Consider the following 21,830-nt stretch of genomic DNA (forward strand, 5'->3'; position numbering starts at 1 on the left):
CCAAAATTATATACTTTCTTATCTTTTAAAGAAAAGAAGTAGGAAAGCAATTTGATGCTTTCCTACTTCTTGAATACTCCTTAAGCCTCCTGCTTTGTCAATGTTACGGCTTCCTGCTCCGTCGTAACTTTAGCTTTTGAAGGAATCATATGGAATATAATATTCAATGCAATTGCAGTAACACTCCCTGCTACAATCCCATTACTTGTTAAAATTTGAACGCTTGATGGAAGTTGTGCAAATAATTCTGGAACAACGGTAACACCAAGCCCCATTCCAACGGAACACGCAATAATCATCGAATTTTCCGGAGAATCCGTGATCACCGAACTTAACATTTTAATTCCTTGAGCAATTACCATACCGAACATTGCAACCATAGCCCCACCCAATACCGAAGTTGGGATAATCGTAGTTAATGCAGCAATTTTCGGGATGAAACCTAATGTAATTAGCATAACAGCAGCAACCATGATTACTTTTCTCGACTTTACTCCTGTCATTTGAATCAGCCCTACATTTTGCGAAAAAGCAGTATATTGAAATGCATTGAAGATTCCTCCAAGAAAAATGGCAATACCTTCTGCGCGATAACCTTTGGATAAATCTTTTTCATTTAATTTTTTCTCTGTAATATCGCTTAAAGCGAAATAGACACCGGTGGATTCAACGAGCGATACCATTGCCACGAGAATCATCGTAATTATAGCGGACCACTCAAATGTGGGGGTACCGAAATAGAAAGGTTGTACCATGTGAAAATAGGATGCCTCCGTTACTGCTGAAAAATCTACTTTCCCTATAAAAACAGCAGCAACCGTTCCTGCAAACAAGCCAATCAGAATAGAAATAGACTTCATAAAACCTTTTGCAAAGCGATACATTAAAATAATAAATAATAGCGTTCCAAACCCTAAAGCCATATTAACGAACGAGCCAAAATCACTCGCACCTTGTCCACCACCTAAATTATTGATGGCTACAGGAATTAAAGTGATCCCAATAATTGTAACCACTGTACCTGTAACTACTGGTGGGAAGAATCGAACCAGTTTCCCAAAGAATCCACTGATTAAAACAACAAATATACCAGAAACAATAATTGCACCATAAATAGCAGATATGCCATATTGAGCCCCGATAGCAATCATCGGACCAACAGCGGTAAAGGTACATCCTAGAACAACTGGGAGACCAATTCCGAAAAAGCGATTGTTTACAATCTGTAAAATGGTCGCAACCCCACACATCAAAATATCAATGGCAACCAAATAAGTTAATTGCTCAGAAGTCAGGCCTAATGCTTCACCAACAATAAGTGGTACTAATATTGCTCCTGCGTACATTGCAAGTACATGTTGGAACCCTAATGCGGCTGTTTTCATCGTGAAACAACCTCCTCTTTAAAAGTAACTTGTCCATCTGCTAAGGACTCAATAATTGCCAGTGACTCCACGTTAAATCCCCGTTCTCGAATTTGGCTGCTGCCGTTTTGGAATCCTTTCTCAATTACAATCCCAACACCAGCAACTTTTGCCTTTGCTTGCTCAGCTATGCTAAGCAATCCTAGTGCTGCCTGTCCGTTAGCAAGGAAATCATCCATCATCAGCACGACATCATCACTTGTAATAAAATCTTTTGACACGGAAATCTCACTCGTTTCCTTTTTTGTGAAAGAATATACTTCAGCAGAATAAAGATGGTCTGTTAATGTCAGTGATTTTCTCTTCCTGGCGAATATAACAGGTACTCCAAGTACGAGTCCTGTCATTGTTGCAGGTGCTATACCGGATGATTCTATCGTTAATATCTTCGTAATCCCAGCATCAGCAAACCTTGCTGCAAATTCTTCCCCAATTTTCTGCATTAATATTGGGTCTATTTGATGATTTAGAAATGAATCAACTTTTAATACGGATTCAGATAATACTTTTCCTTCGTCTTGGATCTTCTTTTTTAATAAATCCATTACAATCCCCTTCCAAAAAAAAATAAAAAAAGCCCGAAAATCAACTTCTACCATAACCATGATAAAAGCAAATTTCCGAGCTTTAAAATACGGAAAAAAATAAAAAGAATCCACCTGTCAGTCAGGCTTCTCAAATTATTTTACTGCTTTTCATAGTCGGTTCATTTACGGTAAACCGGTAGAAACTTGCAGGCCATATCCCCGCGATTATATGAAAATAAGATATTAGAATGTTATCAGTATAGCATGCAAAAATTGAAAAACAAGCGTACAAAAAAAGTAAAATCATTCTAATAATTAAGAGAAATCCCTTGTCCCTATACATATTGCTTTAGTAAACGCTTCCTATCATGCATCACTGAAGAAGGATCGTACCTTGCAGAATTTACTTATCATATATCACAAAAAGACCAGCTCCTAAGAAGGAGACTGGTCTATAATAAGCTATGTATACAGGCCACAATTGCCGTATTGTTATAGTAAGTTTTAAACCACCACTTCGCAAAGTGGGTGTTCGCAGAAACCTTCCTGTCTTCCACTGCTTTTGGCGGCGCGACATTCCAATCTCGATGTAAAACTCCCTATTCATTCATTAGAGGTTAAAACTTAATTAAATACGAACATTGTAGCTTGTAAATATATAATAACCGTTTTTACCAAAAAGTGCAATGGTAAATTATTACTATTTGACTCGATTTTTTGCAGAATGAAATGGACATATAATTAGGAGGACTCGAGATACAATGATCAAGTTGACTTTAATTTAAATCAAGCTTTCCAGACACACATCCAAACTTCAATACCCTTTTCGTTAATTTCTTTGCTTTTAACCATCGCATTTTCTATAAACTACGAAGTAACTGCTGGTTGTTTCTAATAGTGTGTAGAAGCTTCGGCGACCGCTCTGGGAAATATACTTGCGGTCCACGGGCGGCTGGTGAGCCCCTTCATGCTAACGCATTTCAGGGTCTCACCTATGCCTCTCTTCCCGTTGGAGTCTCCGTATATTTCCCAGAGCTAGTTAAATAGCGATCCCGGACGTCGAGATAGCAGTTACTTCGCACTTTATCTCAATTCCACGATAATTAAAAACAACACATTACGAAAATATCCTTATTTTTACCAGGTTTAAGAAAGTGATTAAGACCATTTGAACCTATTTATTGTATTGGTAGAAGGTTGAGTATTTAATTAAAATAACTGTTCATATACATCGTTCAGTTCTTTGACTCTTTTATCATTTTGTACATTTTTTGCATAGTCAAGTTCATTCTCAAGCACCATATCCAAGTAGTCCATTTCCTTACCATCCAAGTCACTTATAAAGATTTCTTCACTTGTATAATTATTGGCTTCTATCTTACTTAGTATTTGCTGACACACGTCATTTTCAATATAATTAGACAAAGATTCACGTAAATACTGCAATGTTTGATCGATGTTAATCACTCCTGCTTACTTATATTTTCGTATTTTTCTTTTTTGCACGTTGTTCTAACTGGGACTTTGGTTGCTGATCTGCAACATCTTCAGTCAGTCCCTGTGGATTAACACTGGAGTTTACTCTTTGTTTGCTCCAATTATCATTTTTCTTAGCCAATGAAAACACCTCCATTAAATAGTCTTTCAAGAATAATTACTTTTATCCTTGGTAATTCTGTTCTATATTTTTGCACTGTCTTTCTTGATCTAATGATAAACTCGTGGCAATTTATTTATCTTGTCTGTTTTTAAAGTCACATGCAGGTTATTTTCATAATCGACAGAAGCAAAAAAGACATTGTCCATGTTAGTAATACTCAACTTCTTTAACATTTCTTTTAACCACGTTTCATTTAGATGCAAATATTCTAGTACATCTGTATAGAGTTTTCCTTCAACAATAACCGGATAGGAGAATTCAGGAGTTTTATTGTAAATATTCATATCTTCCTTGGATACTGGAGATTTACTAGGTTTTCTTAACACGGATAAATTTCCATTTGCTTCTATGATTGCCATTTTCACAACGCTCGTATCAAATACATCCTTTTCCCGAAGCATCATCAGCACATTATCTATGGAGTACTGTATTTTTTTCATGTTTTCAATGATAAATTTCCCATCACTTATTACAACGGTTGGTTCAAATGTAAGCTTCTTACCAACACTTCTGTTTCCTATTTTCCATTTTGATATCACCTTTTGTAGAATTCCTATTAAGATAATAGCAACAGCTGTATGAATATGCTCAATTTTCGGATCTGCGATATCAGCCCCAACAACCGCCCCAAGTGAAAGGAAAATAAGAAAATCAAAAACAGGAAGTTGACCTATCGAGCGTTTCCCCATAAATAATGTCACCAAAAGAAGTAATGGTAAAATAGTTATAATTCGAACCAATAAAATTAAAAGCTCTTTTGCAAATTCCACATGTACACCTCCAAGTCAATTGAGTTCTACCTTAGAATGTATCAAAGTGAGATTTACTATGTAACGGGCTGAAAATTTATATCTTGTATTTTTCTGCATAAAGATTCTTACCAAATAAAAAAATGCTGTGAGACTCACAGCATTTTAAAAAAAACTACTCTTGACTTAAACCTTCATACTGATCACGCAAGGAGCGTTTCAGCACCTTCCCACTCGGATTTTTCGGCAATTCTTTCGTGAAATCGATATACTTTGGAATTTTAAATTTCGATAAATGTTCTTTACAAAATTGTATGACATCTTCTTCCATTAATTTTGCACCATCTTTTAATACAATTATAGCTGTCACTGCCTCTATCCAATACGCATCGGGAATACTGATAACGGCAACTTCCGAAACTCCTTCCAATTGATAGATGGCCTCTTCCACTTCCCGACTTGAAACATTTACTCCCCCCGTATTAATCATATCTTTTTTACGGTCAACAATGGTAATATAGCCTTCTTCATCCATAACCCCAAGATCACCACTGTGGAACCATCCATTGCGGAATGCTTCAGCAGTTTTATCAGGGTCATGCAGATAACCTTTCATCGCATGTGGTGTGCGATGAACGATTTCACCTATCTCACCACGTGGGACTTCGTTGTCGTTTTCATCGAAAATTTTAGTTTGTACATTTAATATAGGTGTACCTGCTGATCCCAATTTGGTTAACTGATCCTCAGGCTGCAATACCGTTACAAGTGGCGCTACTTCTGTTTGTCCATAACAATTCCATAACTTTGCGTTTGGCAATCGTTTGGTTAGCTCTTTGATAACTTCCATCGGCATTATTGCCGCTCCGTAATAGCATTTTTTTAATGATGACAAATCCCGCTTATCAAAATCAGAATGACGAAGCAAAGCAATCCACACAGTCGGCGGGCAGAATAGTTGTGTCGCTTTTTCTTCTTCAATCGTTTTAAGTATCAGCTCTGGACTTGCAGCTCCTAATACAATTCCACTCGAACCAACGTATACACTAGGACCTAAAAACACGTGAAGCTGTGCACTATGGTATAGCGGTAATGCATGAATAGCCACATCTGTTGTTTCCATTTTTGCATCGATAATCGTACTTACATACTCACTTATAATGCTCTTATGGGTTAGCATAACCCCTTTTGGTCTTGATTCCGTTCCACTGGTATACAATACATGTGCTAAATCATCATCATCCATTTCGACATCGACAAATTCAGCCGGCTGCCCTTCGCGTGCCTTGGACAAAGCAATCCAAGACGAAAGCTCTCCAGCATAATCCTTCGTCACATCCATTAAATAGCGGTGCCTGATTTCCAGACTAACGGCTGACTGATCCAGTACTTGAGCATATTCCTCCGATGCAATTAGTCCATTAACTTCGGCATGTTCCAAAATATATCTTATATCCTCTCGTGTTAGCATATAATTTATTGGAATCATAACAGCCCCGATACGGGCCAACGCGAAATTAACGACGACGAAATCCAGGCTGTTCTTTGACATAACAGTTACCATGTCGCCCTTTTTCATGCCATCACTCAGGAAGGATTGTGCCGTTTGATTCACTAAATCATCGAGCTCCGAAAAGGTTAATCGTTTATTGTTATAAGCGATTGCAAATTTATCAGGCATACGATCTTTCGTGCGATCCAATAAATCACCAAGCGTATTTCGCCGTGCTCGACTTACAATCTTACGAAGATCACCCTGCACTTTTGCATTTATGCTCATTTTACCACTCCTCAAATAGGGTTGAAGATAATTTCATGCTGAATATTCTTTCTTTTAGTTTATTTCAGTTAACTTTTAATAGCAAGTACGAGATGTCTTAAATTACTTTGCTTATCATGATATACTCAACATAGAAAAAATTTTATATAGGGGAAGTTTTATATGGATAACGGCTATTTTGTTGGATGGGGAAGCTTAGCATTAATAAATGCAGGATTAGCACAAGGAAAAAACAGAACCGGATTTAATTGGTTTATCCTTTCTTTATTCATAGGTCCAATTGCAACGTTAATTTTACTATTTGTCGAAAAAAGATAACCTTCATACAAAGAGAAGGACTAAGCAATCATGGCTTAGTCCTTGATTATTTAAAAGTAATTTTCCTGCTGCCTCTTGCTCGCTTTGTTTTTGGTGGCGTATAGCCCCGTTCATAAATTTTACCTTTTGTCAGATTACATTCATCTAAAAAGATGTCCATAGAATCTGTTGGGTATTCTTCCATTGCTTTCATAAAAACTTTTGCAGCCACTCGTGCATCTTCCAAGGCATGGTGGTGTTCAAATGATATGCCATGATGTGATGCTAATGTATTTAACTTATGGTTGTGTAATTCTGGCCAAATACGCTGCGAAATTTTCACTGTGCAAAGATAGTCCATGAATGGATATGGCAGTTTAAAATAATCGAGTGTATTACGAATCACACTCATGTCAAAGCTGGCGTTATGAGCGACAACTAGATTATTCATTAAATACGCATTAAGTGTTGGCCATAATTCAGCGAATGTAGGAGCATCTACAACATCTTCTTCGGTAATCCCATGAATATATGTATTAAATGAACGAAAATCCGTCATTGGGTTTATTAGACTATAATATTCATCAATAATTTCATGTTCATTGGCGATTACAAGACCAACGGCACACGGACTGTGGCGTTTTTCATTCGCTGTTTCAAAATCGATTGATACGAAATTCATGGATTTCCCTCCTCTTACAGCTATTACCTTCTACGTCATCTTGAAAACTTTATTGGTCAAATCAATCAAGGGAATTACACTTCCATTATATCCCAGTTTGTTACGATTCCCAATAGTTTCTCTTGAGAGTTTCCTTTTCCTGTTATGAGCAATGCTTCAAGGCGATATCCTTTTTAAATCTGTTCCTTAAAAATTTCCATCGCCTCATAGACAGATGCATTTCTTGATATGAATTTATAATTATCATTTTTCTCACATTGAAGAATTTCCTTCAATTTGGTGTCCAATAAAGGTACTGTGCCATCCTGCATTCCTTTTGCCAGCCATTTCGTAATACCCTTATGCGTAATCAATCCCTGAAATTCATCATCATTATAAACAGGAAATTTTGTTATCCCCTTATGATTAATGACTTCCAGCATATTGGACATAGGCTCATTTTGCTGAAAGGATATCACTTTTCTTATAAAAAGTGGATCTACTTTACGTGGACGGGTAAGTTCCTGTTCAATTCTTTCGATGCGTTCTACGACAGTATCATGTGGTTCAGCAATAGCAAAAGCCATATCAATTTTGTTATGAACAATCGCATTTCTTAGTTCAGCAAATTCCAGTAAATCATCCGTGTACCGATTAATAATTGCATTGGAATCCCGAAGCACTCTGACAGCTCTAGAAAAACCCATTTCTTTTTTTATAAGCAATGCTTTTATTTCTTTTTCTATTCGATTAAATGCAGTTATAAAACGTTCCGAATTTTTGTACATGATAAATTCTCCCGTAAAATTAAAGGTTTTTTAGTAACTTCCTCTGAGCGTTGCTTCCGTGTATCGTTTTTTTGAAGTATACGATTCCATTTTCTTCCACTCTGAAAAGTTCGCCTGCTAATTCTAAATAAATTAATCGGGTTAACGTAGCCATAAATGGACTTATATAAGTATATAAAGTTGACTCCCCATAAATTGCTTTACATAAATCGTTTGCCGTTTTCCCTTTTTCAGATATTTGTTCCAACAGCTGCTGCAGACGATAATCATGCTTTTCTTTTATACTTTGCACCCGGTCACTTAGGTCCATTATGTCTTCACCATGACCTGCAAGCGCAATATCGACCGGATAATGATTTATTTTTGCAAGCGAATGATAGTATTCTTTCATAGGATTTAATTCTTCTCCTGTCCAAAGTCCAATTACAGGAGAGATACTTTTTAATACATGGTCTCCAACTATCATTACCTTTTTTTCTCTTTGATAAAAGCAATACTGGTCTGGAGCATGACCAGGTGTCCAGACTACTTCATAGAAATCAGTTCCAAATTGGATTTTGTCATGTTCTTCAAAGAAACCATCGGGCTCGAAATCAAAAATAAATGAATCATTTTTAAGATGATCGGGTAATTCAGGACCACCATGTTTCTTAATTAGCCCCTTGAGTTTCCGAGTAGATGCGTCGGCGTTACGGCCTTTCAACATTTCCTTATATCCAAGCTTGGAAGTAAAAACAGGAACACCAATGTGCTCCTGAAACCATTTTGCAAGACCGATATGATCCTGGTGGGTGTGTGTCAAAATAACTTTTTCAACTACTACACCTGATTCCAATACTGCTTTCCACGTGTCCATCGCTTCTTTTGAATATAAACCGGTATCAATAACTGTATAACCGTTTTTTCCTTTTATAAGATAGCTGTTCACTTCATGCATTCCACCGGGAATATGGATGACGAGTTTGAATATATTATCAGTGACTTTACTTAACATATTACTTTCCCCTTTTCACTAATCTCCAGTAGATGCAACAATAAGATTAAAACTCTATAATGTTTATTATTATCGTTACTACTATTAAATGCAAGCAAACAGTTTCTTAAGTGATAAGCTTATTTTGGGATAAACCCCATGATAAAATTGGGTTTTTATGTGTTTAATTTGGGGATAAACGTAGAGCCTGGGACATAACTAAAGTGTTTAACTCAAAGCAGAACATTTCGCCATAATAGCGAAGGAATACACGGAGACTCCTGCGGGATGAAAAGCCTAGGTTAGACTACGTAGAGCGATAGCTCGGAGTAGGCTCAGCAGCGCCCGCGGAAAGCGTAGTGTATTTCCGTAGCGGTATATATGCACCAACTATGTTCGGATTTTACTTTGGTTAAAACACTTTTGTCCCAGTCTCTTCAATAAAAATGTCCACTCTATAAAATGACTTAATGCTTTGTCATCGATTTCATACCCTATCCCATCCGTGTTTGGCCATTTCCTTTGATAAAAAATTTACTCGATGTTAATGCCTCCAATCCCATTGGTCCTCTGGCGTGCAGCTTTTGGGTACTGATTCCGATTTCAGCTCCATAACCAAATTCGAAGCCATCTGTGAATCTTGTGGATGCGTTATGATATACTGCAGCGGCGTCCACATTATTCAAAAACATTTCTGCATGTTTCTCAACTTCTGTAATAATCGCTTCCGAATGTCTTGTTCCATATTGATTAATATGCTGTATTGCCTCTGTCACATCATCTACTATTTTGATGCTTACTGCTAGACCGAGATATTCTTTATACCAGTCTTCTTCCAATGCTTTATTTGCCTCGGGATACACTTCTTTCACTTTATCATCCCCATAAATTTCAACATCATTTTCTAAAAGCTTATGCAATAGCTCATCTCCATGTACGTTAAACCATTGCGAATGAATCAGAATGGATTCGATTGCATTACAAACGGATGGACGCTGCAGCTTCGCATTTAGTACAATCTGTTCTGCCATCTTCTTGCTTGCAGTTTCATCAATGAAAATATGACAATTGCCAGCACCCGTTTCAATAACAGGTACAGAAGCTTCCCTAATTACTGTATCAATCAGGTTTTTCCCACCTCTTGGTATTAACACATCCAAATAGTCGTTTAAGCGGAATAACTCACTAGCTGTCTCTCTGCTTGTGTCTTCAATTAATTGAACAGCATCCGTCGGAATTCTGCTTTTTTCCAATGCACGGTGTATCGATGTAACGAGTGCAATATTGGAATTTCGTGCTGACGAACTCCCTCTTAAAATAACTGCATTTCCAGTTTTTAAAGTAAGTGCAGCTGCATCAACCGTCACATTCGGTCTTGCTTCATATATCATACCGACAACACCAATTGGCACCCGCTTTTTATGAATATGAAGTCCATTCTCTTTCTCAATTGTTTCCAACGTATCGCCAATTGGATCTTTAAGTTCGGTAACCTGGTTTATGGCATCCGCAATTCCCTTAATTCTTTCTGTATTTAACAAAATCCGGTCCAATACGGATTGTGACAACCCCTTTGTCTTGCCTGCTTCAATATCTTTCTTATTTTCACGAAGAATAAACTGCTGGTCGATGATTAATTGTTCTGCCATCAAACATAATGCTGCATTTTTCTCTTCTGTTGTTACTCCTGTCATCCGATAACTTGCAGCTTTGGCAGCCTTACCCTTTTGGATTACTTCACGCACTATACATTCCTCCCTGTTTTTTTTGCTTTCACCCAACCATCACGATGAATGACCTCTATCGTTGGTAAATGATCCTTTTCACTTTCCATACGGTTCTCAATCCATTTTTTCAAATCGTCGGATGAACAGCTAACCTGCCCTCTTCCAAGTAACTCATCTAAGCCAAACACCTCTACAACATCACCTATTTGAAATGTTCCAATCACTTTAAAAACTCCAGGCGAAAGAAGGCTGCTACCGTGATATAAAATAGCCTCCTCCGCACCTTGATCAACATATAATTTCCCCATCGATTCAGAGTGAAGAGATATCCATTGCCTTCTTGTATTAATGGGAGAATTCGAATGACTAGCGATATATGTCCCATCCCCTTCTCCTTTTAAGGCGTGGAGGAGTTTATCCCCCCCATTTCCATGTCCGATAAAAACTGGTACGCCAAGTGATGTTGCTGTTTTGGCAGCCATCAGTTTTGATTTCATCCCCCCGGTACCCACTTTAGAACCGTTTGAATCCGCAACACCTATCATTTCATTTGTAATATTATCTAGAAAATCATATTTCACAGCCGATGGATTCGTTCTTGGATTACCACTGTAAATTCCATTAATATCCGTTAAAATAATCAGTTGATCTGCGTGGACAAATCCACTAACTAAGGCTGACAGCATATCATTATCACCAAACGTCAACTCTTCAACAGACACGGTATCATTTTCGTTAATGATCGGTAAAATCCCTCTTTCCAAAAGCTCCATAATCGTTGCAAAAGCATTTCGATAGCGCTCCCGGTTGGAAAAATCACCTCTTGTTAATAGTAACTGAGCAGATGTAATTTTGTACGTGTTAAATTTTTCAATATATGTCTGGATTAACAGACTTTGCCCTACCGCCGCTGCTGCCTGCTTTCCTTTTAGTGTTACTGGTCTTGAGGAATAACCAAGTCTTGCAAATCCCGCTGCAACTGCACCTGATGATACGAGAATTACTTCATGGTTAGCATGACGAAGCGCAGCCAATGCATGAATATGATCATCGAGTTTTTGCTGATCGATTTCACCCTTATCATTTGTTAAAGAACTGCTTCCAATTTTGACTACGATTCTCTGTTTACTCATCATGCATTACCCCTAATTAAGTATTTATTAGAAAATTTGGTATTCGCTAAGCCTTTAGGCGAATGCCTTACTTGCAAATAAAAAAAAGCCCAATCATCCTATATTATAAGGACGAAAGAACTCTACTTCCGCGGTACCACCATTACTTGAATGTATGCACATTCCGCTTGAATCCATAACGCTGGAGAAGCGCCCGTGTATTGGCACGGGACTCTGCAGGCAGGTTCTGCGGATGGAATATGACAGGGTCTTCCAGCTGATAAACCCCGCTCTCTTTCATATCATTTGTCCGCATACTAATCCTTCATTAACGTTCGTTATTGTTGCTATCATTATGGATAGTAAAAGAGATTATGTCAATAGAAAAGTTATTAATCCAAATGTAAAGCATAAAAAAAGAGACTGCTTAAAAAATTAAGTCAGCCTCTTTCTATGCGTTTAATAATTGTGGCGCAGGATCATGTGGTTCACATCACATGTAATACGTTATCCTTCCGTCTTACACAAATCAGCTCATCGCTAGTTAAGTATAGCATTATTTTGAACGGGAGACCAGGTCTTTTTTTGAAAGCCAGGTTTATCTCCAAGCTCTTACGATTTATATTTTTGATTATAAACTTCTTCTCCTTCTATAATAAGATAGAAAGGAGAGATATTAACTATGTGTTTAATCAATTTTCAACTTCATGATCATTCTAACTATAAATTGGTAATAGCAGCTAATCGAGATGAGTTTTACGAGCGTCCAACCGAACAGGCTCACTATTGGAAAGACGATCCTGACATCCTGGCAGGTAGGGATTTATTGTTGATGGGGACATGGCTCGGAATTACGAAGAATGGCCGATTTGCCGCATTGACAAATTATCGGGATCCGAAATTGGAAGAAAAAAGGGAGTCATCACGTGGTGAAATCGTGACGGACTATCTGCAAAGCAACAAGACTTCCGAGGAATTTTTAAACGGATTAAGTAAAAACCGCGAGAATTATGCGGGGTTCAATGTTCTTATTGGAGACTCTGAACAGCTATTTTATTATAATAATATTCAAGACGAATATTCAAGAATCAGTCATGGCACACATGCTCTGAGTAACCATTTCCTTAATACCCCATGGCCAAAGGTAACAAAAGGAAGAAGTATGTTAAACGATTATCTCCAACAAAATAGGAAGGTTGATATTGAAAAACTATTTGATATTGTTTCGAATGCCGAAGAAGTAGACGATAAAGATTTACCGGAAACTGGCGTAGGTGTGGAATTGGAAAGAAAGCTGTCTCCTCTATTCATCCGAACACCTGATTACGGAACACGCTCTTCTACTGTTGTATTAATCGATCATAACAATCATGTCACTTTTGCGGAACGAACTTATGAAAAGGGAATTTTTCTAACTGAGAATCATTACACATTCGATATAAAAAAAGATTAACACGGTAACGCTTAGGGTAATTTAAATGTAGGCATATTCAATGTGCATTTGCACTTGAATTTAATTATTTTTGTTCACAAGATATTCATTTCGATGTTGAAAAGTTGCCATAAATAAACTACATTTCCGTTAGTTATAAGGTTATAATAAAACTATGTGCATTATTTAACAAACTAATAAAAAAAGCGCTTATTTATGCTCAGACAGTATACTTGCGTACTTAAAGAGGAGGATTTTGCATTGTTATTTGATGATCCAGTATACGCTAGCAGATTACTAACCCTCCTAACCCTGTCCTTTCACATTATCTATGCAACAATCGGGGTTGGAGTACCACTAATGATTATGATTGCACAATGGATTGGAATCAAAAAGAATGATAACCATTATATTTTAATGGCAAGAAGATGGGCGAAAGGTTTTGTTGTGACAGTTGCCGTTGGTGTTGTAACAGGTACGATTATTGGACTACAGCTTTCTTTACTGTGGCCTAGATTTATGGAACTAGCCGGTAACATTATTGCACTACCTTTATTTATGGAAGTATTTGCTTTCTTCTTTGAAGCAATTTTCTTAGGGATTTATTTATACACGTGGGATCGATTTGATAATCCCAAAAAACACTTCTTATTGTTAATCCCTGTTGCCCTTGGAGCAGGTATGTCAGCTTTCTTTATTACCATCGTAAATTCGTTTATGAATTCACCAGGTGGATTTGATATTGTGAATGGGCAACTGATGAATGCAAACCCATTAGCAGCAATGTTCACTGCATCCATGCCCACAAAGGTATCGCATGTTTTAGCTACAGCTTATATGACAGTAGCATTTATGCTCGCAGCGATTGCGGCTTTCAAGTTAATTAAAGGATCCAATCATGAATATCACAAAAAAGCGTTGTATATGACAATGAAAGTTGGTCTTGTATTCGCAATAGCTACTGCATTAATTGGAGATCTCTCCGGTAAATACTTAGCTGAATACCAATCAGAAAAACTGGCTGCTGCTGAATGGCATTTTGAAACAGAAGAAGGCGCACCATTGCTCATGTATGGCGTATTGGATGAAAATCAAGAAGTTAAGTATGCCATTCAGGTTCCGTTTGCATTAAGTATACTTGCCCACGGAAATCCTACATCTGAGGTTATCGGGTTGAATGAATTCCCTGTCGAAGAACAACCTCCACTGGTCATACATTATTTCTTTGACACCATGGTTACGATTGGCGGATTTATGATTTTCCTATCACTTGTTTACTGGATAGGTATTAAACGATCTTGGCCATTTGTTAAGGCAAATTGGTACCGTTGGCTCATTGTGCTCGGTGGACCATTATCCTTCCTTGCAATTGAAGCAGGATGGTGGATGGCTGAAGTTGGTCGACAACCTTGGATATTAAGAGGGATTATGACGGTCGATCAAGCAGCAACAACGAGTGAATATGTCGGACATATGTTTATCCTGTTTGCAGGTCTTTACCTTGTTCTTGGGATTGGGACAGTTGTCGTGCTCAGGCGAATTTTCAAAAATGATCCCGTGGAGAAAGAACTCGAAAAAATGCAGGGTGGTGATCCATCATGAGTTTAGAGATTCTTGGTATGTCCGTACTTTGGTTATTCCTGTTTGGATATGTCATTGTCGGTTCCATTGATTATGGCGCAGGTTTCTTTAATGCCCACAGCATCATTACAGGCAAACAGCATATCTTATCAAAAATAATTCAACGGTATCTTTCCCCTGTTTGGGAAGTGACAAATGTATTCTTTGTCTTCTTTTTCGTAGGAATTGTTGGGTTCTTTCCACAATCAGCATACTATTTCGGAACGATACTACTCATTCCAGGAAGTATTGGTTTGATATTGCTTGCAATTCGGGGTTCCTACTATGCCTTTGAATCGTATGGAACTAGCGGTCACAGGGGATATGCATTTATGTATGGAGCTTCAGGCTTATTGATTCCAGCTTCTTTATCCATTGTGCTGACTATTTCAGAAGGTGGTTTTGTAAGCCTTGTTGACGGAAATCCGGTACTGGATTATGTAGCCTTATTCACGAGTCCATTAACATGGTCAATTGTTGTTCTTAGTATTGCAGCTGTACTTTATATCTCGGCTGTATTCCTTACTTGGTACGCAAATAAAACCGGTGACGTGAAAGCTACTGATCTCATGCGAAAATATGCAATCGGTTGGTCGATACCCTTAATCATTGCAGCTAGTGGAATTATCTATGAGTTGAGTTCACATAATGAAGAACACTTTTCCAGGATCATGGATCTTTGGTGGATGTTCGCCCTATCCTTTGTATTATGGCTTGGAACCGTTTGGCTTCTATGGAAACGGAAAAATTATGGACTTGCGTTCGGCTTTCTTGTAGGACAATTCGCTTTGGCATTTTTCGCATATGGAATATCACATTATCCATATTTACTTTATCCACATCTGACAATATATGAAGGATTCACCAATACAGCAATGGCAATCTCACTTGTCGTCGTATTTATTCTGGGAATGGCTCTCCTGCTCCCATCATTATATTTATTATTGAAACTATTTCTATTTGATAAGAACTATGTACAAGGAAATAAAAATAAGGAGGAGTAATCCAGATGTTTAACGATTTTCTAATTTTTGTTGCTCCCTTTCTCATTATTATCGTTGCGATCGCACTCGCATTTTTGGTAGCTGGTAAAGATGAAATAGTTACGAAGAAGGATTAACGAAATGCAACGATGTAACCTAATTTAAAAAGGCAGTCTAAAGGTGGTGTACTTTAGACTGCCTTTTTCTTATGGGTATAGAGGAGATTTCCGACTCCCATAAGTGCTCCTACTCCCCTAGAAATACACTCTTTTCAATCTCTTTCATCTGTTGGAAGTAGCCTTTTTGATTCATCAATTCTTCATAAGTTCCGGATTCAATAATTGTTCCCTGTTCCATTACGATAATTTGATCCATTTTCTCTAGACCTGTAAGTCGGTGACTTATAAGAATAACGGTATCATCTTTCGCGACTTCAAAAAGATTCTGATACAGTTTAGACGCTGTTATTACATCAATCGATGAGGTCGGTTCATCCAATAACCAGAAAGGGGCTTTCCGTGCCATTACTCTGGCTATTGCTAAACGTTGCTTCTCTCCACCCGAAAGATTTCCCCCTTTTTCCAGCACCTGATCATCCAGATCCAAATGGCTGAGCTCTACGTTTCGGAGTATTTCCTTCATTTCTACATCACTCAAGCCGTCCTTCGCAAGTTCAAGATTTTCTCTAATGGTCCCATAGAAAAAATGATTCGATTGTAGTACAACATTGGCATTTTCCCAGACGCTTTCCTGTGTTGCTTGCAAGAAGGATTGGTTATTGAAATAGATATCCCCATTGCGGACAGGGTATATTTTCAGTAACAGTTGTATAATTGTAGATTTACCTGAACCACTAGGTCCAACGATTGCCGTTTTGGATCCTGCTGGAAGATTCAAGGATATATCTTTCAGTGTATCACCTGATTCTCCAGGAAAAGAAAAACTTACATTTTTAAATTCAATGGAGGGAGCGATTCCTTGCTCCATCGTTTCCGTCTGATTTTGCGGCAATTGGTCCTCTTCCTTTACAACTGTATCCAATCTCGCTACAGCTTGTCTGCTATCCTGCAGATGACTTGGATACGCAGCCATGGCAGTTGTATTTTCAAATACCGTCAGTGATATCATGACAAGCAATGCAAGAAATATGCCGTCCAATTGCCCCTCAGTAACCAAGTAAGCTCCCACTGCCAGAACAGTTACAGAAACAAGAAGTGATATAAAGGTATTGACCGATTCACTAAACAAATGATGGATGCTTTCCCGTTCCTGCTCCTCCACATAATTATTCGATGACTGGATTAAATCCTTTTCTTTGTCATAGACTTGCTGATATATTTTCAAATCTCGAAAACCATATAAAAACTCCGTGACATCTGTGGATAGTTTCCCTCTTTGCTGCCTCACTTTACGATCCACTTTTCGTTGACCGTAACCAAAGAGTGCTGGAACAACAAAAGTTGTCAATAGCAACCCAACAACGAGTATAAATGCCGTTTCGATGGATAAGAATGTTGTAAAAAATATAGTAACGAGAAATACAAGTACAATAACGATTGGTGGATAGAAAACCCGCAAGAAGTAATTTTGCAATGTCTCCACATCACCAACGATTCTGGAAAGCAAATCCCCACTTCGATATTTTTGAAAGATGGCTGGAGCAAGTGGCTCGAGTTTTTCATAAAAAGACACACGCAAGTTGCCAAGCATCGTAAATGTTCCTCGGTGGGAATAATATCTCTCCCCGTATCTGCTTAATGCGGAAATAATTCCAAGTAGTTTAACGACGGCAACAAGCACCATTAATGTGTAAATAGGCGGAGCAAGTGCGGCCTGTGAAATTAAATATCCACTAGATGAAAAAAGACCGACAGCAGTAATTCCGGCAATAACTCCACAGATAATGGAAAGAACAATATCCTTTTTTTCCTTCAGCAAAACGAGAATCACAGACTTTAAACCTTTCATTGCGCTTTCCCTCCCTGCTGTACAGTTACCATAGTTCGATACATTTCATCTGACTCTAACAGATCTGTATGGGTACCGGATGCACGTAGTTCTCCGTTATCGAGCAACAAGATTTTATCTGCATTCTTAACCGTGTGCAGTCTATGTGCAACGGTAATAACGGTTGAATTTTTTCCAAGTTCTTTGATAGATGATTGGAGGATTTGCTCTGTTTGCAAATCCAATCCCGTAGTTGGCTCATCAAAAAGAATGATAGAGGGACGTTTTAAAAAGGCTCTTGCAATAGCAATCCGCTGTTTTTCGCCACCAGAGATTCCTCTTCCTGCTTCGCCAATTGGTGTATCATACCCTTTTTCAAGTGTATCGATTAGTTTATTTACCCCTGCCTTCTCAGCTGCTTTGGTTATTTCTTCACGTGTCGTTTCCTCTATGGAACCAATTGCGATGTTATCCGCAATTGTTCCTGAAAAAAGGTATGGGTCCTGGGAAATATAACTCAGGCTATCAAACCAGGATTTTTCCCTTATTCGCTCTCTTTTTTCTCCATTGATCCACATTTCTCCTTCTTTTAGTGAAACAAGACCTGCAATCATATTCAGAAGTGTCGATTTTCCCGCACCAGTCTTACCTATAATTGCAACCTGTTCAAAAGGACGAATGACCGTACGGATATTTTTAACAGCAAACCCGTTCGATTCATAGCTAAACCCAGCGCCAACCAGTTCAATGGACGGTGGTTGATTCGTTGGAATAGACGCTTCTCCCCATTCAACTGCCTGTTCCTGTTCAGATAACTCATTTTCCAATTTCTTCGCAGCCCCCATGCTCGTTCTTCCAGTATGAAAGGCACTACCTAAATCCTTCAATTTGGTATAAAACTCCGGAGCAAGAATTAGCATTAAGAAACCGGTATAAAATGTGATATCCTGAAAAATAATCATCCGCACTGCAACTTCCAGTGCCACAAGACCAATACTTAGCATGGATATAAATTCAAGTGCTAACGAATTGGAGAAGGCTACCTTCAGTACCTCCATTGTTGCATCACGAAAATCCAAACTGCTTTTTCGTATTTTATCTCTTTGCTGCTCGGAACGTCCGAACAATTTAAGTGTTGTCAAACCCTGTAATGTATCAAGAAACGTCCCTGAAAATGCAGCCATTTTATCAAGTTGTTCTTCCGATTTATCTTTCGTTTTAAAACCAATAACCATCATAAAAATCGGGATAAATGGTGCCGTAACCAGAATAATGACACCTGTTGTCCAGTGTTCCATGAAAATGACAATAAGAAGCATGATTGGGATGATGGATGACTGGATGACTTGTGGAAGATAGCTGCTATAATAACTGTCGATTTCATCCACCGTATCCATCATTACGCTCACCTTTTGTCCGGACTGCCCATGCAACGATGCTTGCCTGGGGTTATTCGAAAATTTATTTAAAAGGGACTGTCTTAATTTCCCCTTCACGATCGAAGCCATCTTAATCCCTGTTCTCCCACTCAAATAAGTGAAAAAGGTTCTAGTTAAAAGAACTGCCACTAGTCCTACTAATAGTGGTATAATTTCAGAAAAGGAAATACCCTTCAAAAATATACGATCGACAATCATAACAAATAAATAACCTTGTCCGATTATCGCAAAACCTGATATTATAGCTAAAATGATCAGAAGGACCAATTTACTTTTCTGCTCCATCGTCATTTCTTTAAGCTTGTTCATTGTTATGCCTCCTATGCAATCAGGTTAGTGAACACCTTCACATAAGTATACATGATTTGCCTCATTGTAGTAAATTCAACTACCCTGAGTTAACACAAATGTCGATTTTATTATCATTCAACTTTCGCAGAATGATATGGATACATTATGAGGAGGAATCGTGATACACTGCTCCGGTTGACTTTGGATAACTGTTTTGTCCTAAGCATTCCGGATTACCAAATCTCTTTTCATTAATTTAGTTACTTTTCTTACTTCGGATTTTCTATAAACTCCCTCAGATAGATTCAATTTACTCTTAAATGATACGAAGTAAGATAAACTTCGGCGACCGCTCTGGGAAATATACTTCGCTTTCCGCGGGCGGCTGGTGAGCCTCTTCATGCTAACGCATTTCAGAGTCTCACCTATGCCTTTCCTCCCGCTGGAGTCTTCGTATATTTCCCAGAGCTGGAAGGTTGCTGACAATGACTAAACTTGCTAATAGATAAAATAACCTACTACAGCTTCACCAGTCCGGATGAGCGAAGGGCGGTGACTCCTGCGGGAACAAATGTTTTCGGTGGGGCGAGTAATCGCAGTCCCAGCACGTGTCCGAAGACCAGAAGAGCGGTTTCTCTTCAGGGCTGAGGCCGTGCCCGCGGAAAGCATCCGCCCGTAGCGATTCCGGACGACAGCAATAGCACACATCTTAGAATACCACCCAGAAGTTACGTCGCTTTATAGATAGGATCTAACATAGATAGCAGTTACTTCGCATTTTATCTCAATAGTGAAGATTATAAATCAACAAACATTAAAATAGCCTTATTTTACCAAGTTTAGCAAGGTGATTAGTAGAGACATTCTAAACTTCCCACAGTTATTATTATACGTGAAACTTTATAAGGTTTAGGGCAATATAAATAAAGGTATTTTAAAAATAGGAGGTCATTATCATGATAGACAATAATGTACGTATCAGTAGGGTAGCTTTAATCGGAACAGGATTTGTTGGATCTAGTTATGCATTTGCTTTAATGAATCAGGGAATCGTGAATGATTTAGTAATGATCGATTTAAATGAGGATAAAGCAAAAGGAGATGTAATTGATTTAAATCATGGAAAAGGTTTTGCGCCAAGTCCCATGAACATTCGTTTTGGTACATACGAAGATTGTAAGCATGTAGACTTAGTTGTAATTTGTGCTGGTGCCAATCAGAAACCTGGAGAAACTAGACTTGATTTGGTGGAAAAGAACTTAAAAATTTTTAAAAGCATTGTAGATCAAGTTATGGGTAGTGGCTTTGATGGCATTTTCCTTGTAGCAACCAATCCTGTCGATGTTCTTACTTATGCTACATGGAAATTCAGTGGTCTGCCAAAAGAACGTGTTATTGGTTCAGGTACAATATTGGATACAGCAAGATTTCGTTATTCATTAGGTGAATACTTTAAAGTGGCACCGAATAATGTGCACGCCTATATTGTCGGAGAACATGGAGACAGCGAACTACCTGTATATAGCTCTGCCAGTATAGGAACGACACCAATTCGAAAACTTATTAACAGGAATGATGAATATAAGCTAGAAGATCTTGATGAAATTTTTGTTAATGTTAGGGACGCTGCCTACTCCATTATCCAAAGCAAAGGTGCAACTTATTACGGAATAGCTATGGGACTTGCCAGGATTACAAAGGCAATATTTTCAAACGAAAACTCCATTCTGACAATATCGGCTCATTTGGATGGCAGCTATGGAGAAAACCATGTCTATATTGGTGTACCCGCAGTCATTAACCGGAATGGAATCCGGGAGATTGTAGAAATCGACCTTGATCAGGATGAGAAAAACAAATTCAGCAACAGTGTCAACGTATTAAAGGATATCCTAGCACCACATTTTGAGGAATGTAAAACGAAATAGCTAATCCTATACAAATAAAAAACGAGCCCAATGCTCGTTTTTTTGTTATTGCTACCTTCTTCTATTTTTATAAAATTTTACAAAGAGGTAAATAATCAACGCAATAACTGCGTAGATAAAAAACATGACTATAAAGCCCCATAGGCCCATTACTGCATCAGCAAATTCCATGTTCCCTCTATTCGTTATGGCCTGCTGAAGCTCTATCGTAAACACAATTACAATCATGATGGTAAACGTATAAATAAATGAAAAAATGGTTGTACTCCATCTCATATTTTCCAGAAGTTTGAAAAAGAAATAAACGACGAAAAAAGTAGCCATTCCGATTACACCAATGACCCAAAAATGCAGTTCTTTATCCGACATGGTTAAGCCAAACGTATCTACTAAAATATCATGTATTTGATTGACGATTTCTGCTAGTATTATAACTATTTCTTTCACCTGAAACCTCCAACTTATTTATTCTCCAAACCAATTTTTCAATCA

20 protein-coding genes, 1 other RNA gene and 1 riboswitch are annotated in these 21,830 nt (G+C 38.1%); of the genes, 6 read left to right on the forward strand and 15 right to left on the reverse strand.

Features of this window, described 5'->3' with window-relative positions:
• Positions 1-80 precede the first annotated feature (80 nt).
• The 7 genes from ACFOUV_RS12430 to ACFOUV_RS12460 form a co-directional block, all read right to left on the reverse strand.
• Complete coding sequence (locus ACFOUV_RS12430) at positions 81-1,385, reverse strand: nucleobase:cation symporter-2 family protein (RefSeq protein ID WP_379497091.1); 1,305 nt, start codon at positions 1,383-1,385, stop codon at positions 81-83.
• The gene (locus ACFOUV_RS12435) at positions 1,382-1,969 is read right to left on the reverse strand and encodes a xanthine phosphoribosyltransferase (RefSeq protein WP_379497092.1); all 588 of its coding nucleotides are present in this window, start codon (positions 1,967-1,969) and stop codon (positions 1,382-1,384) included. The genes ACFOUV_RS12430 and ACFOUV_RS12435 overlap by 4 nt, the downstream gene beginning before the upstream one ends.
• Before the next feature lie 133 nt (positions 1,970-2,102).
• A riboswitch (purine riboswitch) is annotated at positions 2,103-2,204 on the reverse strand.
• 215 nt (positions 2,205-2,419) lie between these two features.
• Positions 2,420-2,604: non-coding RNA, 6S RNA (ssrS, locus tag ACFOUV_RS12440), on the reverse strand.
• A 556-nt stretch (positions 2,605-3,160) separates the two neighbouring features.
• Entirely contained in the window at positions 3,161-3,418 is a 258-nt protein-coding gene (locus tag ACFOUV_RS12445) for a sporulation protein (protein WP_379497093.1), read from the reverse strand.
• Between the two features lie 10 nt (positions 3,419-3,428).
• Positions 3,429-3,569: a small, acid-soluble spore protein L gene (gene sspL, locus ACFOUV_RS12450; protein ID WP_379497094.1), complete on the reverse strand. Its 141-nt coding sequence runs from the start codon at positions 3,567-3,569 to the stop codon at positions 3,429-3,431.
• Between the two features lie 89 nt (positions 3,570-3,658).
• The gene (locus ACFOUV_RS12455) at positions 3,659-4,381 is read right to left on the reverse strand and encodes a DUF421 domain-containing protein (protein WP_379497095.1); all 723 of its coding nucleotides are present in this window, start codon (positions 4,379-4,381) and stop codon (positions 3,659-3,661) included.
• 154 nt (positions 4,382-4,535) lie between these two features.
• Positions 4,536-6,140, reverse strand: a complete 1,605-nt coding sequence (locus tag ACFOUV_RS12460) for an acyl-CoA synthetase (RefSeq protein WP_379497096.1) — start codon at positions 6,138-6,140, stop codon at positions 4,536-4,538.
• A 162-nt stretch (positions 6,141-6,302) separates the two neighbouring features.
• On the opposite strand from ACFOUV_RS12460, the gene ACFOUV_RS12465 reads away from it, so the two are divergent.
• Entirely contained in the window at positions 6,303-6,458 is a 156-nt protein-coding gene (locus tag ACFOUV_RS12465) for a hypothetical protein (protein WP_379497097.1), read from the forward strand.
• 46 nt (positions 6,459-6,504) lie between these two features.
• Here the strand turns inward: ACFOUV_RS12465 and ACFOUV_RS12470 are convergent, their stop codons facing one another.
• The 5 genes from ACFOUV_RS12470 to proB form a co-directional block, all read right to left on the reverse strand.
• Positions 6,505-7,119 carry a 3'-5' exonuclease gene (locus ACFOUV_RS12470; RefSeq protein WP_379497098.1) on the reverse strand — a complete coding sequence of 205 codons (615 nt, stop codon included), beginning with the start codon at positions 7,117-7,119 and terminating at the stop codon, positions 6,505-6,507.
• Between the two features lie 173 nt (positions 7,120-7,292).
• Positions 7,293-7,886, reverse strand: coding sequence for a CBS domain-containing protein (locus tag ACFOUV_RS12475; RefSeq protein ID WP_379497099.1), 594 nt, complete (start codon positions 7,884-7,886; stop codon positions 7,293-7,295).
• A 19-nt stretch (positions 7,887-7,905) separates the two neighbouring features.
• Positions 7,906-8,880 carry an MBL fold metallo-hydrolase gene (locus tag ACFOUV_RS12480; RefSeq protein ID WP_379497100.1) on the reverse strand — a complete coding sequence of 325 codons (975 nt, stop codon included), beginning with the start codon at positions 8,878-8,880 and terminating at the stop codon, positions 7,906-7,908.
• A gap of 473 nt (positions 8,881-9,353) precedes the next feature.
• Positions 9,354-10,604: a glutamate-5-semialdehyde dehydrogenase gene (locus ACFOUV_RS12485; protein ID WP_379497101.1), complete on the reverse strand. Its 1,251-nt coding sequence runs from the start codon at positions 10,602-10,604 to the stop codon at positions 9,354-9,356.
• Complete coding sequence (gene proB, locus ACFOUV_RS12490) at positions 10,604-11,719, reverse strand: glutamate 5-kinase (RefSeq protein WP_379497102.1); 1,116 nt, start codon at positions 11,717-11,719, stop codon at positions 10,604-10,606. Before proB ends, ACFOUV_RS12485 begins: the two co-directional genes overlap by 1 nt.
• Before the next feature lie 661 nt (positions 11,720-12,380).
• Between proB and ACFOUV_RS12495 the strand changes: the two genes are divergently transcribed.
• From ACFOUV_RS12495 to cydS, 4 genes are all read left to right on the forward strand, one after another.
• Positions 12,381-13,151, forward strand: a complete 771-nt coding sequence (locus ACFOUV_RS12495; RefSeq protein ID WP_379497103.1) for an NRDE family protein — start codon at positions 12,381-12,383, stop codon at positions 13,149-13,151.
• 240 nt (positions 13,152-13,391) lie between these two features.
• Positions 13,392-14,732: a cytochrome ubiquinol oxidase subunit I gene (locus ACFOUV_RS12500; RefSeq protein WP_379497104.1), complete on the forward strand. Its 1,341-nt coding sequence runs from the start codon at positions 13,392-13,394 to the stop codon at positions 14,730-14,732.
• Positions 14,729-15,754: a cytochrome d ubiquinol oxidase subunit II gene (locus ACFOUV_RS12505; protein WP_379497105.1), complete on the forward strand. Its 1,026-nt coding sequence runs from the start codon at positions 14,729-14,731 to the stop codon at positions 15,752-15,754. The genes ACFOUV_RS12500 and ACFOUV_RS12505 overlap by 4 nt, the downstream gene beginning before the upstream one ends.
• 5 nt (positions 15,755-15,759) lie before the next feature.
• Positions 15,760-15,870, forward strand: coding sequence for a cytochrome bd oxidase small subunit CydS (gene cydS, locus ACFOUV_RS12510; RefSeq protein WP_379497106.1), 111 nt, complete (start codon positions 15,760-15,762; stop codon positions 15,868-15,870).
• 109 nt (positions 15,871-15,979) lie between these two features.
• On the opposite strand, the gene cydC is transcribed toward cydS, so the two are convergent.
• Together cydC and cydD are read right to left on the reverse strand one after the other, a co-directional pair.
• Positions 15,980-17,701, reverse strand: coding sequence for a thiol reductant ABC exporter subunit CydC (gene cydC, locus ACFOUV_RS12515; RefSeq protein ID WP_379497107.1), 1,722 nt, complete (start codon positions 17,699-17,701; stop codon positions 15,980-15,982).
• Positions 17,698-19,428, reverse strand: a complete 1,731-nt coding sequence (gene cydD, locus ACFOUV_RS12520; protein WP_379497108.1) for a thiol reductant ABC exporter subunit CydD — start codon at positions 19,426-19,428, stop codon at positions 17,698-17,700. Before cydD ends, cydC begins: the two co-directional genes overlap by 4 nt.
• 938 nt (positions 19,429-20,366) lie before the next feature.
• Between cydD and ACFOUV_RS12525 the strand changes: the two genes are divergently transcribed.
• The gene (locus tag ACFOUV_RS12525; RefSeq protein WP_379497109.1) at positions 20,367-21,338 is read left to right on the forward strand and encodes an L-lactate dehydrogenase; all 972 of its coding nucleotides are present in this window, start codon (positions 20,367-20,369) and stop codon (positions 21,336-21,338) included.
• Between the two features lie 51 nt (positions 21,339-21,389).
• Here the strand turns inward: ACFOUV_RS12525 and ACFOUV_RS12530 are convergent, their stop codons facing one another.
• The gene (locus tag ACFOUV_RS12530; RefSeq protein ID WP_379497110.1) at positions 21,390-21,785 is read right to left on the reverse strand and encodes a hypothetical protein; all 396 of its coding nucleotides are present in this window, start codon (positions 21,783-21,785) and stop codon (positions 21,390-21,392) included.
• Positions 21,786-21,830 lie beyond the last annotated feature (45 nt).

The sequence above is a fragment of the Oceanobacillus longus genome (assembly GCF_042650085.1).
Classification (GTDB): Bacteria; Bacillota; Bacilli; order Bacillales; family Amphibacillaceae; genus Oceanobacillus; species Oceanobacillus longus.